The organism is Thalassobacillus sp. CUG 92003, assembly GCF_013618635.1.
GTDB lineage: Bacteria > Bacillota > Bacilli > Bacillales > Halobacillaceae > CUG-92003.
Genome location: NZ_JABLSJ010000014.1, coordinates 46,517 through 61,046 on the forward strand (window position 1 = coordinate 46,517; position 14,530 = coordinate 61,046).

Here is a 14,530-nt window from a genome sequence, read left to right on the forward strand (position 1 = left end):
CAGAAAAGAGGATGCAATATGAAGGTAGGGTTAATTGGTTTAGGTAAAATGGGTGCGAACATCGGAGCTCAAATGCTAGAGAAAGAACACGATGTCGTGGCTTATGACGTATCGGAAGAGTCTGTGGAACAGTTCAAGCGTGAAGGCGGGGAGGGTGTCAATTCTATCCCGGCTTTAGTGGATCTGTTAGATGAGTCGCCTCGTGTGATTTGGATGATGGTACCTGCAGGCGAGATTACGGATCAAGTCATTGAAGAAGTGACGCCCTTATTAAATAAAGACGACATTCTAATCGATGCCGGTAATTCTCACTACAAAAAAACAATCGAACATCACGAGCAGTTATCCGCGCGTGGCATCAAATTCTTTGATGTCGGCACGAGCGGCGGGGTTTCCGGAGCTCGCAATGGAGCTTGCTTCATGATTGGCGGAGATCAAGACGTCTTCCAAACGATTGAACCGCTATTTGATGGGCTTTCTGTCGAGAACGGGTATCATTTTACAGGGGAAGGCGGAAGCGGCCATTTTTTGAAAATGGTTCACAACGGTATCGAATACGGCATGATGGCAGCTATCGGTGAAGGATTTGAACTGCTTGAAAAAAGTCCGTTTGATTTTGACTACGAAGGCGTCGCCAAAGTGTGGAATAATGGCTCCGTGATCCGCAGCTGGTTAATGGAACTAATGGAAGGCGCCTTCAAGAAAGACGCTCGTCTGGATGATATTAAAGGCGTCATGAACTCCTCCGGTGAAGGGAAATGGACAGTGGAATCCTCATTGGATTTTGAAACACCTGCTCCCATTATTACACTGGCGCTTATGATGCGTTATCGTTCCCAGGAGGACGATACGTTCACTGGAAAAGTTGTCTCCGCTCTCCGTCACGAGTTCGGCGGGCATGCAATTGAAAAGAATAACTAATGATGAAGGTGCTGGGTTGTTTTCTTCCGGTCTAGGAAGAGAGGGATAATGACCGTAAACAGCAAATCAAAACGCTTGGATGTCTACTATCCAAGCGTTTTTTTAGGTCTTGAATAAGAGGGTATTCCAGAGCAACCGGCTGTCTGAAAAGCATCAATGGGTAACCTTCCTAAAGCTATATCCCCCCAATTTAAACATCAAAAAATAAATTTCGTATTTTCTTGTTCCTTACGGTTGACTTTATACGTTACGCATGTATAATTATGAATTAACAATAATAAAAATACAAAAACCGTAGATGAAGAAAGTAGTTGCTAAATAGATAATCAGCGAATCGGGGACGGTGGGAGCCCGGGAATCTATTAGGAATGAAACGCCCTTCTGAGGTGCCGGGTGAATGTATAAGTAGCCTTGGCCGGTATGCCCTCCGTTATGGTTTCGAGTTGGTTCTGACAAAGGACAATGAGAGTGGTACCGCGGACAGCAGATACGTTCGCCTCTTACAGGGATACAAGAGGTGGACGTTTTTTAATGGATATACACAATTCTGAAGGAGGAATTAGAATGACTAAACCAAAAGTAGTGTTGGCTTATTCCGGCGGATTGGATACATCAATTTCAGTGAAATGGATTCAAGAAAAATATGGATACGATGTTATCGCCTTGGGCCTAGACATCGGTGAAGGCAAGCATTTGGAGGAAATCAGACAGAAGGCGCTTGATGTAGGTGCCGTTAAAGCGATCATGATCGATGGTAAAGAGATGCTCGCGCAGGATTATATTTTACCTTCATTGAAAGCCAATGCCATGTATGAAGGGAAATATCCGCTATCTTCAGCGATTTCGAGACCATTAATCTCAAAATTGTTGGTTGATGTGGCTGAACAGGAGGGGGCCGTTGCTGTGGCGCATGGCTGCACCGGAAAAGGGAATGATCAAGTCCGGTTTGAAGTGGCGATCCAGTCGTTGAACCCCGATCTGGAGGTCATTGCACCCGTACGGGAGTGGGGCATGACCCGTGATGAACAAATTCAATATGCGGAAGATAAAGGCATCCCGATTCCAGTGAACCTGGATAATCCGTTTTCGATTGATGCGAATATCTGGGGCCGTGCCTGTGAAGCAGGTGTGCTTGAGGATCCTTGGATGGAAGCTCCGGAAGCGGCTTACGATTGGACGAATCCGATTGAGAAAACGCCGGATCAACCCGAGTATCTGGATATCGAGTTTGATCAAGGGGTCCCGGTGGGGTTGAACGGTGTACCTATGCCGCTCGTAGATTTGATTGAAACGTTGAACGATAAAGGCGGACTGCACGGTGCTGGGCGTATCGACCATGTGGAAAACCGTCTCGTCGGCATCAAATCAAGAGAGGTCTATGAAAATCCGGGTGCGATGATTTTGATCAATGCTCACAAAGAATTGGAATTTCTGACCCTGACACGGGAAGTGTCTCAGTTTAAAACCACTGTCGATCAGCAGCTGTCCAAAATCATTTACGATGGCCTTTGGTATTCACCGATCAAAAATGCGCTGACCGCGTTTGTGGATGAAACCCAGCAGGTTGTCTCCGGCACCGTCAAAGTCAAACTGTTTAAAGGACACTTTAATGTAGTTGGAAAACAATCGGCTAACAGCTTGTATAATGAGCAGCTTTCCACTTATTCAAAAGAGGATGCGTTTGATCATAACGCGGCTGTAGGGTTTATCAAGTTATGGGGCCTTCCAACTAAAGTGTATGCAGATGTTCATAAAAAGAAAAAGGTGCTTGTTCATGAGTAAGTTGTGGGGAGGCAGGTTTACAAAACCTACCAATGATTTAGTGGATGCGTATACATCTTCTATTCATTTTGACCAAAAATTAGCCAAGGAAGATATCCAGTGCAGCCTTGCGCATGTGCAGATGCTTGGAGAAACAGGCATTATCTCAAAAGAGGAGGCAGAAACGATCAGCCACGGTTTAACAGTGATCAGCGGAAAAATCGACCGTGGTGAGGTTTCTTTCTCCACAGAACATGAAGACATTCATATGAATATCGAAAAGCTCCTGATAGATGAAATCGGTGAGGTGGGCGGTAAACTTCACACCGGTCGAAGTCGGAATGATCAAGTGGCTACCGATATGCACTTATATTTACGAACGAAAACAAATGAGCTGATCGCATTACTTGAACACGTGCAGCAAGCCATCTATAAGCAGGCAGAAGCTAATGTGGAGACCATTTTACCAGGTTATACTCATTTGCAAAGGGCTCAGCCCGTTTCCTTCGCCCATCATGTGCTCGCTTATTTCTGGATGTTCGAACGAGATAAACAGCGACTCCAGGATAGTCTGAAGCGCATTAATTGGTCGCCGCTCGGTGCCGCAGCCATGGCTGGTACGACTTACCCGATTGATCGCGAGCGTACTGCTGAGCTGCTGGATTTCGAATACGTCTATCCCAACAGTATGGATGCAGTAAGTGATCGCGACTTTATTCTGGAGTTCCTTTCTGATGCCTCAATCATCATCACCCATATTTCCCGTCTATCCGAAGAACTTGTCCTTTGGAGCAGTGAGGAGTTTAGTTTCATTGAGCTTGATGATGCATTTTGCACCGGGTCTAGTATTATGCCGCAAAAGAAAAATCCGGACGTGCCCGAGCTATTACGCGGAAAAACTGGGCGTATTTACGGTCATTTGACAGGATTGCTCACGTTATTAAAAGGACTTCCCCTGGCGTATAACAAAGATATGCAAGAAGATAAGGAAGGCATGTTCGACACAGTCGAGACATTAGAAGGAGCCCTGAATTTATTAGCTCCTATGCTGGAATCAATGACAGTCAATAAAGCGCATATGCGCCAAGCTGTCACACAAGATTATTCAAATGCCACAGATATTGCCGACTACTTGGCGGTCAAAGGCATGCCCTTTCGCCAAGCGCATGAAGTGATTGGTAAAATTGTGTTATATGCCATCGAAGCGAACAAATATTTACTCGATCTAACACTAGAAGAATTTCAATCATTTTCGACGTTATTCGAAGATGATATTTTCACTAAATTGCTGCCGGATGAAGTTGTAGCCGCCAGAGACAGCTATGGCGGAACTGGACATGAAAAAGTTCACATGCAGCTTAAGCAAGCAGCCGATTGCTTATCTCATCATTAGTCCCCCAGCAGGTTCTGTCACTTCAGGACCTGTTTTTTTATGTTCAATTTTATAGAACATGCCAGGCGTTGAACCTTAAATATGAACAAAAGTTAGAATGGTTGACAAATAAATGAAGGCAATTTATTATGATGAAGCAATAATTCATATCGGTTTAATCGGTATTAAGATATTATAGGGAGGTTTTTATTATGAGAAGATCATGGTTTGCGTCTGTTGCCTTTCTTTCTATTTTAGTATTGCTCGCAGCTTGCGGAACGTCAAACGAAGGACAGAAAGCCAACGAGACAGAAGGTGAGAGTGATCAAAACGAGACAAGTTCCTCTAATGAAAGTTTGTATGAAAAAGTGCAGAATCAAGGAGAGATTCTGATCGGGACAGAGGGCACCTATCCACCTTTCACGTTCCATAATGAAGAAGGCGAACTCACAGGTTTCGACGTTGAAATCGCTCGTGAAGTAGCGGAACGCCTGGGAGTGGAAGCGAATTTCCAGGAAACGAAATGGGATGCAATCTTTGCTGGCTTGAATTCTGAACGGTTCGACGTCATCGCAAATCAGGTGGGTATCTCATCTAAACGTCTGAAAAAGTATGATTTTTCTGAGCCTTATATTCAGTCTTCAGCTGTACTCGTAGCTCACGAAGATAACGAGGACATTACAAGTTTTGAGGACATTGAAGGAGTCAGTTCAGCTCAATCATTGACGAGTAACTACTCCAGTATCGCAAAAGAGCATGGTGCGGACGTCACGTCGGTAGAAGGGTTCAAAGAAGCCATGCAGCTACTGGGTTCAAAACGTGTGGAAGTCACAATTAATGATCGACTCTCCGTATTGGACTATTTAAACCAGCAAGAAGACGCCCCTATTAAAATTGTCGATCGCAAAGACCAAGCTTCTGAAAATGCTTTTGCTTTCCGTAAAGGTACCAGTGACAAATTAATCGAGGAAGTCAATAAAGCGCTAGAAGCAATGAAAGAGGACGGCACATATTTGGAAATATCTGAAAAGTGGTTTGGCGAAGATGTTTCTAAGTAATATTTTTACCAACCCAGCAGAGCAACAATATTACCTCGAGATTTTTGTCAATTCCCTTTGGCCATTGGTCAAGGGGGCTTTGTTGTATACCATCCCTTTGACATTGATCACCTTCTCCATAGGTCTAGTTCTGGCTGTATTGACAGCTCTTTTTCGTCTATCCGGAATTGCCGTATTAAAGGGGATCGCTCGTTTCTACGTATCCATTATCCGAGGCACGCCGCTGCTGGTCCAATTGTTTATCATATTCTTTGGTTTGCCTAGTGTCGGTATCACAATTGGTGCCTTTCCCGCGGCGGTAATTGGATTTTCACTGAACATGGGGGCATACGGATCTGAAATCATTCGGGCTGCCATTTTGTCAATCCCGAAAGGACAGTGGGAAGCGGGTTACTCAATTGGGATGTCTTATATTCAGTCCTTAAGACGTGTCATCCTGCCACAGGCGACCAGGGTTTCGATTCCGCCCTTATCAAATTCCTTTATTGGATTGGTGAAGGATACTTCATTAGCTTCCACTATAATGGTGGCGGAGATGTTTCGAAAATCTCAGGAAATTGCCTCACAAAATTATGAGTTTATGGCATTATATACACAAGCCGCCCTTATTTACTGGGTTATTTGCGTATTCCTTTCTTTTGTTCAAGGAAAAGTAGAGCGCAGGCTGGACCGGTATGTAGCCAAATAGGAGGATTCTATGCTGAGCGTTAAAGATTTGCATATACAATTTGGGGATTTGCACGTACTCAAAGGCATTGATTTAGAAGTCGAGAAGGGGAAAGTGATCGTTATTGTCGGACCATCCGGCTCGGGCAAGACGACACTTTTACGTTGTTTGAACGCATTAGAAATTCCGAACGAAGGCATCGTGGAAATTAATGATGCTAAAGTGGAATACCAAAACAAGCCAAGTAAAAAAGAGATCATTGCTCTCCGTCAGCAAACAGGGATGGTGTTCCAAAATTATAACCTATTCCCTCATTTTACTGCGGCGCAAAATGTCATGGAAGGTCTGGTCACCGTAAAAAAAATCAATAAAAAACGTGCCAGAGAAATAGCAGAAAGCTTACTTGCCAAAGTCGGCTTGACAGAAAAAGCGGATGACTACCCTTATCAATTATCAGGTGGCCAACAGCAGCGCGTCGGTATCGCCCGTGCTCTTGGTTTGGACCCTCATTTGATTCTTTTTGATGAAGCCACCTCAGCACTTGATCCGGAATTAGTCGGGGAAGTGCTTAAAGTCATGAAGCAATTAGCGGATGAAGGCATGACGATGGTGGTGGTGACCCATGAAATGAAATTCGCGGAAGATGTGGCAGACGAAGTCCTGTTTATGGATGAAGGCGTTGTGGTAGAACGAGGAACACCACAAGACGTTTTTCATCATCCTAAAGAAGAACGTACGCAACAGTTTTTGAACAAATTGCAATAAGACCCTCAAGATCAGCACGCTGAATGCAGTCTTCAGCGTGCTGATTTTTAAATCTTCTGTCAAATGTGCGTTTTCAGAGTGATCAGGTTGGGAATACTTTGGTAAACGAGTACAATAAGCGGAGGTCATAACGTATGGGAGCCGTTCCACAACGCCCCACCAAAAATGAGATCGGGTGCAGAAACGAATACGGGACATTACAGAAAGCAATCGTTTGTGCTCCCAGGTTTATGCGCATTGAAAAAACAATCAATGAGACACAGAAACATTATGCGAACGAAAACATCAATCGCGAAAAAGCGATGAAACAGCACGAAACCTTCATTCAAACATTAGAAGACCATCATGTGGACGTGATTCATCTGGCTCCAAGTTCCACCTTTAACGAGCAAGTATTTACACGTGACATCGGCTTTTGTATCGGGAAACAAATCGTCGTCGGCGCCATGAAAAGCGATGTACGCTGGGGCGAAGAAAAAGTTTTGCGCCAATATTTAGAGGCACACGATATACCGTATCAACAATTGCCCGCCGCTTCGATTGAGGGCGGTGATATTATGATTGATCACGACCAGATTTGGGTAGGAATCAGCGACAGAACCCCAAGAGAAGCCGTTCGTCATTTGAAACACGTATTTCCTGAATACAACATTCAACGGTTGAAGCTTAATCAAAACATTTTACACCTTGATTGCGCGTTCAATATTATATCCAAGCACGTTGCCCTTATTTATCGGGAAGCATTTGACTCAAAAGAGGTGGAGAGGCTCGCAAGTCATTATGAACTCGTCGATATAACAGATGAAGAACAATTTTTTTTAGGAGCTAACGTTTTGTCGATTGATGGAGAACGTGTCATCAGTCTTCCGCAAAATAACCGGATCAACGCCTTATTATCGAGGATGGGATTCGACGTAATCGAAGTCGAATTTTCTGAAATAATCAAGTCTGGCGGCTCCTTTCGATGTTGCACATTACCTATTTGCAGAAACTGATTGCATGGCGCTCCCTGGGATGGTATACTTCATTTCCAGGGAGATTTTAATGGAACTCCAACATTGGATGAAAGCGCTCACCAAGGCGTTTTGAACGATTTAAATGTACAATTTGTTCAATTTAAATTTCATAATTCAATGGAGTTTTGAACGCAACACTGCGGGGAATCGCCCTGTAACATTTTGTAAAGGAGGATGATGGGCTGTGACACTGATGTTTGCAAAAGCTCGCGAGCTTATGGAGCAAGATTATAAGAATAGCGACGAGTTTAAAGAACAACGTAACGTTACCCCGCTTTCAAGCCAAGTTAAGAAAAGCAAATTCACACGCCAAGGCAAAAAGCCCTTCAAGAAAAAATAGGGCATGCGCCGGTCGCAGTGGATCGTAGGAAGCTATGCGACATTGAGGAACCGGATGAAGCAAACATCACGGCCATTTGTAAAAACCCATCTTAGTAATTAACATCATCCTTATTAAATAGAGATCTAGTTTGTTAATTCACCCCTTCTTAATTGAGAAGGGGTTTTTATATATGCACCAGTCAAAATACGATAGATATAATAAAATATCAGGCTTCGGGTCTTATATCAGTCTAAAATCGAAAATATCGGTCCACCAGCCGAGATATCGGTCAACCCGCCATCGATATCGGTCAGATCTCTTCATATATCGGTCCAGCGCCAGCCATATCGGTCGTCACGCCTTATATCGGTCTAAAATCGAAAATTTCGGTCCACGAGCAGATATATCGGTCAACCCGCCATCGATATCGGTCGTCTGCTCCCATATATCGGTCCAGCGGGAGACATATCGCTCGCCGCTCCTTATATCAGTCTAAAATTCCAAATATCGGTCCACGAGCCGATATATCGGTCAGATCTCCCCATATATCAGTCCAGCTCAGCACATATCAGTCGTTACGCCATATATTGTTTTAAAAATCAGTCACAATTGAACCCGTACAATAAATATGATATATTAACATCATAATCCCTAGTTAACTGATAGGGATTATATACAATAAGGGGTTGAATGTTATGGGCGTAGAGTTCGTTGATTTATTTGACCAATGGGCAAGTTCATATGATAATACAGTTAACGGGGGAGACCCGGAATATAAAGAAGTGTTCAAGCACTATGAAGATATGTTGGGTGAGTTAGCTGATATCTCCGTTTCTCCAGTATTGGAGTTTGGAGTCGGTACAGCTAATTTGACTCGAAAAATGGTCAGACAAGGCAAAGTGGTCATTGGAATTGAGCCTTCGTTGGAGATGCGCAAGATTGCAAAAATCAAATGTCCGGAGGCTGCCATCTATGAAGGGGATTTCATTGAATATCCTTCGCTTCAGGTGCCGGTCCGTTCAGTTGTGAGTTCTTTTGCGTTTCATCATTTGACTCACGAAGAGAAAGTGCAGGCCATTCGGGATTATGAGGCTTTGCTGGAGCCGGGCGGCGGGATTATCATGATTGATACGGTTTTTCAGGATAAGGACCATCGTCGGCAGTTGATTGAAGCAGCTGAACAAGACGGGTTCTTGAATTTAGCGCAAGATTTAAAGGAAGAACACTATGCGTATATGGATGAATTAAAGCAAGCGTTTAAGGCGGTGAACATGGACGTGACGTTCACCCAAAAGAACAAGTATGCCTGGTTGATCCAGGCTAAAAAAGGAGCGTAATCGTATGCCAAAAATGAATGTGGAAAGTTTCAATCTCGATCACACCAAAGTGAAAGCCCCTTACGTACGTTTAGTGGGTGTAACAGAAGGTGAAAAAGGCGATAAAATTTATAAATATGATATCAGAGTGAAGCAGCCGAACAAGGAACACATGAACATGCCAGCTTTGCATTCCCTTGAGCATTTAATGGCCGAGAACAGTCGGAATCATCACGACAAAGTTGTTGATATCGGGCCGATGGGGTGTCAAACAGGTTTTTATTTGGCTGTACTGAACGATGATAATTATGAAAATATCCTTGAGGTCATTGAATTGACGCTGAAAGATGTATTAGAAGCTGATGAAGTGCCGGCATGCAACGAAGTTCAGTGTGGTTTTGCTGCAAGCCATAGTCTTGAAGGTGCGCAGGAGCTTGCCCGCGAAATGCTGGATAAACGTAGCGAATGGACTGAAGTTTTTTAAAACGTGGACGGTGGCGATGAGATGAATTATAAACGGAGTGTTCAAGAATTAATTGGTAATACGCCGCTCATTGAATTAACTCATATCAAAATCCCCAATCAAGTTCGAATTTTTGCTAAGTTGGAATTCATGAACCCAGGCGGAAGTATTAAAGACCGTCTGGGTTTAAAACTGTTAGATGATGCGATTGCACGCAAACAGCTTAAGCCTGGCGGAACCATTATCGAACCGACAGCAGGTAATACAGGGATTGGGGTAGCTTTGGCAGCTATCGGCAGAGGATTCAAGGTTAAATTTGTCACACCGCAAAAATTCAGCCAGGAGAAACAAATGTTGATGCGAGCGCTGGGGGCGGAAGTGATCAATACCCCTACTTCTCAAGGAATGAAGGGGGCAATCGCGAAAGCCAATGAGTTATCGAAGACGATACCCGGGTCTTTCAGTCCTCAGCAGTTCGGTAATCCCGCAAACCCCGAAGCCTACTATGAGACGCTGGGACCGGAGCTTTTTCATGATATCGATGGCCAAATGGATATGTTTGTAGCGGGTGCTGGTACAGGCGGGACATTCATGGGGGTTGCGCGCTACTTAAAAGAGCAAAATGAGCGAATCAAGACGGTGATTGTTGAGCCGGATGGGTCCATTCTTAACGGGGGAGAGCCGGGTCCTCATGATACGGAAGGCATCGGAATGGAATTTTTACCTGATTATATGGATGAAAGCTATTTTGATGCCATTCATACGGTATCAGATGAGGATGCCTTTGATTGGATGCGTAAGCTCGCTTTAGAAGAGGGACTTTTGGTAGCAAGTTCGTCAGGTGCCGTAATGGCAGCTTGTATAAAAGAAGCGGCTCAAGCAAAACCGGGAAGCCGCATCGTAACAATTTTTCCAGATAGCAGTGAGCGTTATTTAAGTCAAGGGATATATGAGGAGTGAAACATATGAGACAAAAAACAAAACTCATTCATGGTGGCATCACTGGGGATGAAAAAACAGGTGCAGTCTCTGTGCCGATTTACCAGGTGAGTACTTACAAACAACAAGGTGTCGGGGAGCATAGCGGGTATGAATATTCCCGCACAGGCAATCCGACGCGGTTTGCATTGGAAGAATTAATCAAAGATCTTGAAGGCGGGTATGCTGGATTTGCTTTCGGATCAGGGATGGCTGCCATTACTGCAGTGCTGATGACGTTTAAGCAAGGTGATCATATTGTGTTTACGGATGACGTTTATGGCGGAACGTACCGTCTTGTTTCCCAGGTCATCACCCGTTTCGGTTTGGAGGCGAGCTTTGTTGACACGAGCGACATCGCTAATGTGGAAGCGGCCCTCCAGGATAACACGCAAGCGATTTTTGCAGAAACACCGACGAATCCATTGCTTAAAATTACGGATCTTGCTAAAGTATCTGCTCTTGCCAAACAACATGATTTAACGTTTATTGTTGATAACACGTTCGCTACGCCATACTGGCAAAATCCGATTGAACAAGGCGCTGATATCGTCTTGCATAGCGCAACGAAGTATTTGGGAGGACACAGCGATGTCGTTGCCGGCCTAGTGGTCGTCAATTCTCAGAAATGGGCAGAGGACGTCCATTTTGTGTTGAACTCTTCGGGCGGCATACTGGGTCCGCATGACTCATGGTTGCTGATGCGCGGCATTAAAACGCTTGGGGTCAGAATGGAAGAAATCGAATCCAATACGAAAGCGTTCGTTGAATTTCTTGCGGATCTGCCTGAAGTTGAGAAAATTTACTACCCTGGTCTGGAATCGCATAAAGGGCATGATGTTCATAATAAGCAGGCGAGTGGATATGCAGGCATGGTATCATTCGATATCGGAAGTGGTGAAAAAGCAGGTAAATTACTGAGTCACACGCGTTATTTCACTTTAGCCGAAAGCTTAGGTGCGGTGGAAAGCTTGATTTCCGTCCCTGCCAAAATGACGCATGCTTCTATTCCGGCTGACCGCCGCCGTGAACTGGGCATTTCTGATGGCTTAGTCCGTGTTTCGATCGGTCTTGAAGATATAGAAGATTTAAAAGAAGACTTTTTACAGGCATTACGTCAATAACAATGGTCGGATATGAATAAAAACAGATATTTAGTGAGCATCAAATTGCAACGCGATTTGGTGCTCTTTTTTTTGCAATTAAATCTAATCCTTTTTCTTTAACTACCATGTGCAGCAGAGTTTTTTTGTTTCAAAAACAAGGTTGAAAACTTTACGATGCGTACACACTAAAGTTGAAAGGAGTGCATACTATCAAATGGATTATAAACCGTTCCAAGACCAATTAAACCAACGCAAACGAGAAATAATGGACACTTTAGATGCAAACAAACGAGGGTTTGCAAGTGATCGAGTGTCCGGTGAACTTTCGCAATATGATAACCACCCGGCAGATTCTGGAACTGAATTATTCGAACGAGAAAAAGATCTAGCCTTATCAGCTCACTTAAAAGAGGAGCTTGCTGATATTGACTATGCCTTAAATCAAATTGAGCAAGGAACTTACGGTGTGTGTGAAGTCACGGGTCAAAAGATCCCGATGGAAAGATTGGAAGCATTGCCGACAGCTCGGACGATTAAAGAAGCATCACCTCATCAATCGCTCGCAAAAGACAGACCGGTTGAAGAGGACGTTATGGAGGAATCAGACACAGGATTTCATCGTCATGGTCGTGGTTATGATGAACAGGACACCTACCAGCAAGTGGCATCCTTCAATGATACGAGTATGACGTACGAAGGGGCTTCCCTGGAGGGGGACGAAAACCAGGAGGGTTTTGTGGAAGCGTATGAATCTTTTGCTTCGACAGGTATCGAAGGCTACACAGGTGATGATGATGTGAAGTTGCTGCGTAATAGGGGCTACAAAGAATACATGGATGAGCAGGAAGACATAGAGGAAAATAAAGATGAATAAAGGAATGGCTGCCTGACAGGAATCCCCTCGTCAGGCAGCCATTTTAATTATGCCTGTGTTTTGTAGCTCGTGTTGTGCGATTGCAATGTCTTGTCGCTGCCAAACAAGAAATGCTTTTCCATATCCGGGGAGTACTTCGAATTGATCGCTTCACGTCCTACGGTTTCGGCAACTTCACGTAACATGCTTGGCGAGGCGCCGCAGCATAGCCCGAAATAGTTCACGCCGACATCATAAGCTTGTTTCGCCCATTCCGCTAATTCGTAACGATTGCAGTAGAGGGGGTCCAATGACGTTGGAAAAGTCGTTTCCGTTGGCAGACTACATGAACAGCCACCATCAGGCAGATTGAAGAAAGTGGGATGATCTTCTGTTGTGCGATAAGGGATCGGCAAGGCACCTACGTAACCGTCAACCGTATCTCTGATTTTTTCGATGTACGGTTGCATCGTCGCCGGCCCACGGAAACAGTTCATCCCTACGACTAATGCGCCTTCTTCTTTTAAGAGGCGACAGGCTTCTTCAACTGTGTAGCCGTCTCGTAAAATGTTTTCGCCCATCAGGCCAAAGGTGATTACGGCCGGCAGTCCTTGTTTGGTGATCTCTTCGAGCGCGATCTTCGCTTCTTCGTAATAATAAAATGTTTCACCATTGACGAAATCGACACCTTCTTCTTTACACCAGCCGATCATTTCAGCAAACATGTTGCGCACGTCAGTTTTGGATTGGGGATCGTCGGGATTAAACAAATTTGTATTAGAAATGTTCCCGGCAACCAACGCTTCTTCGTCAGGGTTTTCTTGAGCGACTTCTTTTGCCAGTCGAATGGCTTGTCTGTTTAAAGGTTCTAACATCTCTTCTTTACCGATGATTCTCATCTTTTCCCGATGAGCATTGTACGTAAAGGCGAGTACGACATCGGAGCCGGCAAGCATATAATCACGGTAAGTTTGTTTGAGAGCCTGGGGATTCTCCAAAGCGACTTCTGGCACAAAAGATCCTGCCTGCAAATAGCCGCGTCTCTCGAGCTCGAATAAGTACCCCTCTCCACATACAACTGGTCCATCTTGTAGGCGTTCTTCTAAACTGCGTTTCATAACTCCTGCCACGTCCTTTCCTCGTTGAATAAAAAAACGCCCTCTTCTCATATAAGAAGAGGGCGTTTGGTGACATAATCCTCCTCTTATCTGCCAGATCACAATCTGTAGGATGTAGCACCTTTTCAAATAGCATTTGAAAGGTTGCCGGGCATCAAAGGGCCTAGTCCCTCCGCCACTCTGGATAAGAGTCAATCATTTAATTTTTAATGGCTTGATTAGAAATTATAGAGAGTTACCGTGTATTTGTCAAACTATTTTCTGATGATTTTGACTTTGCCGGCAATTTCTGTTTAGTAGCCTACTTCTACGGATGCGTTCACGATATACATTTTGTCATTCACATCGTCTTGATCTTGCATCTTGATTCCGCTAGTCGTCGCCATTCCGCCATCCATCACTTCAACGTTGACGGTTCCATAGGGGATGACGGCTTCAATTTCTTTCTCTTTAAGTGACTCTAAATAGGCTGGAATTGCCAGTTTTACGTTCACCTTCATATTATCTAACGACCGTTCGGGCAGGCTTTTTTCTATTCCGGGCATTGAATTAGTGTGAATGGCGTTCTTGACAGCTCGTACTGACGCTTTTGTAATGTTCTGACCATGAAGGTCTGTTCCCATTCCGGTTTGTATAAAAATAATTTGATCCATACTAGCCCTCCTTGATTCTTATTGATATATAATACTGTTCCATGTTAAAAAGCAACTTAAACACCCAATTCGTTAATATCGCAATATGGATATTCCATCCTGATAAGATATGGAATGGAAAAGAATTGACACGAAAGTCTGTCCGCTTGTATACTTTATGA

General features: G+C 44.2%; 16 protein-coding genes, 1 riboswitch and 1 other annotated feature. Of the genes, 14 read left to right on the top strand and 2 right to left on the bottom strand.

The features are described 5' to 3' along the window. The first annotated feature begins 18 nt into the window (after positions 1-18). From gnd to HOP45_RS17615, 14 genes are all read left to right on the top strand, one after another. On the top strand, positions 19-921 hold the full coding sequence (gnd, locus tag HOP45_RS17550; protein WP_181350685.1) for a phosphogluconate dehydrogenase (NAD(+)-dependent, decarboxylating): 903 nt from the start codon (positions 19-21) through the stop codon (positions 919-921). A 286-nt stretch (positions 922-1,207) separates the two neighbouring features. Beyond that, positions 1,208-1,425, top strand: a binding site (T-box leader). Positions 1,426-1,485: 60 nt separating this feature from the next. After that, positions 1,486-2,703 carry an argininosuccinate synthase gene (locus HOP45_RS17555; protein WP_181350686.1) on the top strand — a complete coding sequence of 406 codons (1,218 nt, stop codon included), beginning with the start codon at positions 1,486-1,488 and terminating at the stop codon, positions 2,701-2,703. After that, positions 2,696-4,075, top strand: a complete 1,380-nt coding sequence (argH, locus tag HOP45_RS17560) for an argininosuccinate lyase (RefSeq protein WP_181350687.1) — start codon at positions 2,696-2,698, stop codon at positions 4,073-4,075. The genes HOP45_RS17555 and argH overlap by 8 nt, the downstream gene beginning before the upstream one ends. 191 nt (positions 4,076-4,266) lie before the next feature. Further along, complete coding sequence (locus HOP45_RS17565) at positions 4,267-5,112, top strand: amino acid ABC transporter substrate-binding protein (RefSeq protein WP_181350688.1); 846 nt, start codon at positions 4,267-4,269, stop codon at positions 5,110-5,112. Beyond that, positions 5,099-5,800 (top strand): amino acid ABC transporter permease, encoded by a 702-nt coding sequence (locus HOP45_RS17570; RefSeq protein WP_181350689.1) that lies wholly within the window; start codon positions 5,099-5,101, stop codon positions 5,798-5,800. The genes HOP45_RS17565 and HOP45_RS17570 overlap by 14 nt, the downstream gene beginning before the upstream one ends. Positions 5,801-5,809: 9 nt before the next feature. Next, positions 5,810-6,544: an amino acid ABC transporter ATP-binding protein gene (locus HOP45_RS17575; RefSeq protein WP_181350690.1), complete on the top strand. Its 735-nt coding sequence runs from the start codon at positions 5,810-5,812 to the stop codon at positions 6,542-6,544. 134 nt (positions 6,545-6,678) lie between these two features. Beyond that, positions 6,679-7,539: a dimethylarginine dimethylaminohydrolase family protein gene (locus tag HOP45_RS17580; RefSeq protein ID WP_181350691.1), complete on the top strand. Its 861-nt coding sequence runs from the start codon at positions 6,679-6,681 to the stop codon at positions 7,537-7,539. A 205-nt stretch (positions 7,540-7,744) separates the two neighbouring features. Next, on the top strand, positions 7,745-7,900 hold the full coding sequence (locus tag HOP45_RS17585) for a hypothetical protein (RefSeq protein ID WP_181350738.1): 156 nt from the start codon (positions 7,745-7,747) through the stop codon (positions 7,898-7,900). 172 nt (positions 7,901-8,072) lie between these two features. Next, on the top strand, positions 8,073-8,378 hold the full coding sequence (locus HOP45_RS17590; protein ID WP_181350692.1) for a hypothetical protein: 306 nt from the start codon (positions 8,073-8,075) through the stop codon (positions 8,376-8,378). 199 nt (positions 8,379-8,577) lie between these two features. Beyond that, positions 8,578-9,219 (top strand): class I SAM-dependent DNA methyltransferase, encoded by a 642-nt coding sequence (locus tag HOP45_RS17595; protein WP_181350693.1) that lies wholly within the window; start codon positions 8,578-8,580, stop codon positions 9,217-9,219. A 4-nt stretch (positions 9,220-9,223) separates the two neighbouring features. Further along, the gene (locus HOP45_RS17600) at positions 9,224-9,682 is read left to right on the top strand and encodes an S-ribosylhomocysteine lyase (protein WP_181350694.1); all 459 of its coding nucleotides are present in this window, start codon (positions 9,224-9,226) and stop codon (positions 9,680-9,682) included. A gap of 21 nt (positions 9,683-9,703) precedes the next feature. Then, positions 9,704-10,621, top strand: a complete 918-nt coding sequence (locus HOP45_RS17605; RefSeq protein WP_181350695.1) for a PLP-dependent cysteine synthase family protein — start codon at positions 9,704-9,706, stop codon at positions 10,619-10,621. A 5-nt stretch (positions 10,622-10,626) separates the two neighbouring features. Then, the gene (locus tag HOP45_RS17610) at positions 10,627-11,763 is read left to right on the top strand and encodes a bifunctional cystathionine gamma-lyase/homocysteine desulfhydrase (RefSeq protein ID WP_181350696.1); all 1,137 of its coding nucleotides are present in this window, start codon (positions 10,627-10,629) and stop codon (positions 11,761-11,763) included. Between the two features lie 196 nt (positions 11,764-11,959). Beyond that, positions 11,960-12,619: a TraR/DksA C4-type zinc finger protein gene (locus tag HOP45_RS17615; RefSeq protein ID WP_181350697.1), complete on the top strand. Its 660-nt coding sequence runs from the start codon at positions 11,960-11,962 to the stop codon at positions 12,617-12,619. Between the two features lie 47 nt (positions 12,620-12,666). Here the strand turns inward: HOP45_RS17615 and HOP45_RS17620 are convergent, their stop codons facing one another. Together HOP45_RS17620 and HOP45_RS17625 are read right to left on the bottom strand one after the other, a co-directional pair. Next, positions 12,667-13,716 (bottom strand): homocysteine S-methyltransferase family protein, encoded by a 1,050-nt coding sequence (locus HOP45_RS17620; protein ID WP_181350735.1) that lies wholly within the window; start codon positions 13,714-13,716, stop codon positions 12,667-12,669. Between the two features lie 83 nt (positions 13,717-13,799). Continuing rightward, positions 13,800-13,907: riboswitch (SAM riboswitch) on the bottom strand. A 102-nt stretch (positions 13,908-14,009) separates the two neighbouring features. After that, positions 14,010-14,369 (bottom strand): Lin0512 family protein, encoded by a 360-nt coding sequence (locus tag HOP45_RS17625; RefSeq protein WP_181350698.1) that lies wholly within the window; start codon positions 14,367-14,369, stop codon positions 14,010-14,012. Positions 14,370-14,530 lie beyond the last annotated feature (161 nt).

Coding starts and splice junctions, on each gene's coding strand:
- gnd (WP_181350685.1), top strand. CDS start 19: ATGAAGGTAGGGTTAATTGGTTTAGGTAAAATGGGTGCGAACATCGGA.
- HOP45_RS17555 (WP_181350686.1), top strand. CDS start 1,486: ATGACTAAACCAAAAGTAGTGTTGGCTTATTCCGGCGGATTGGATACA.
- argH (WP_181350687.1), top strand. CDS start 2,696: ATGAGTAAGTTGTGGGGAGGCAGGTTTACAAAACCTACCAATGATTTA.
- HOP45_RS17565 (WP_181350688.1), top strand. CDS start 4,267: ATGAGAAGATCATGGTTTGCGTCTGTTGCCTTTCTTTCTATTTTAGTA.
- HOP45_RS17570 (WP_181350689.1), top strand. CDS start 5,099: ATGTTTCTAAGTAATATTTTTACCAACCCAGCAGAGCAACAATATTAC.
- HOP45_RS17575 (WP_181350690.1), top strand. CDS start 5,810: ATGCTGAGCGTTAAAGATTTGCATATACAATTTGGGGATTTGCACGTA.
- HOP45_RS17580 (WP_181350691.1), top strand. CDS start 6,679: ATGGGAGCCGTTCCACAACGCCCCACCAAAAATGAGATCGGGTGCAGA.
- HOP45_RS17590 (WP_181350692.1), top strand. CDS start 8,073: ATGCACCAGTCAAAATACGATAGATATAATAAAATATCAGGCTTCGGG.
- HOP45_RS17595 (WP_181350693.1), top strand. CDS start 8,578: ATGGGCGTAGAGTTCGTTGATTTATTTGACCAATGGGCAAGTTCATAT.
- HOP45_RS17600 (WP_181350694.1), top strand. CDS start 9,224: ATGCCAAAAATGAATGTGGAAAGTTTCAATCTCGATCACACCAAAGTG.
- HOP45_RS17605 (WP_181350695.1), top strand. CDS start 9,704: ATGAATTATAAACGGAGTGTTCAAGAATTAATTGGTAATACGCCGCTC.
- HOP45_RS17610 (WP_181350696.1), top strand. CDS start 10,627: ATGAGACAAAAAACAAAACTCATTCATGGTGGCATCACTGGGGATGAA.
- HOP45_RS17615 (WP_181350697.1), top strand. CDS start 11,960: ATGGATTATAAACCGTTCCAAGACCAATTAAACCAACGCAAACGAGAA.
- HOP45_RS17620 (WP_181350735.1), bottom strand. CDS start 13,716: ATGAAACGCAGTTTAGAAGAACGCCTACAAGATGGACCAGTTGTATGT.
- HOP45_RS17625 (WP_181350698.1), bottom strand. CDS start 14,369: ATGGATCAAATTATTTTTATACAAACCGGAATGGGAACAGACCTTCAT.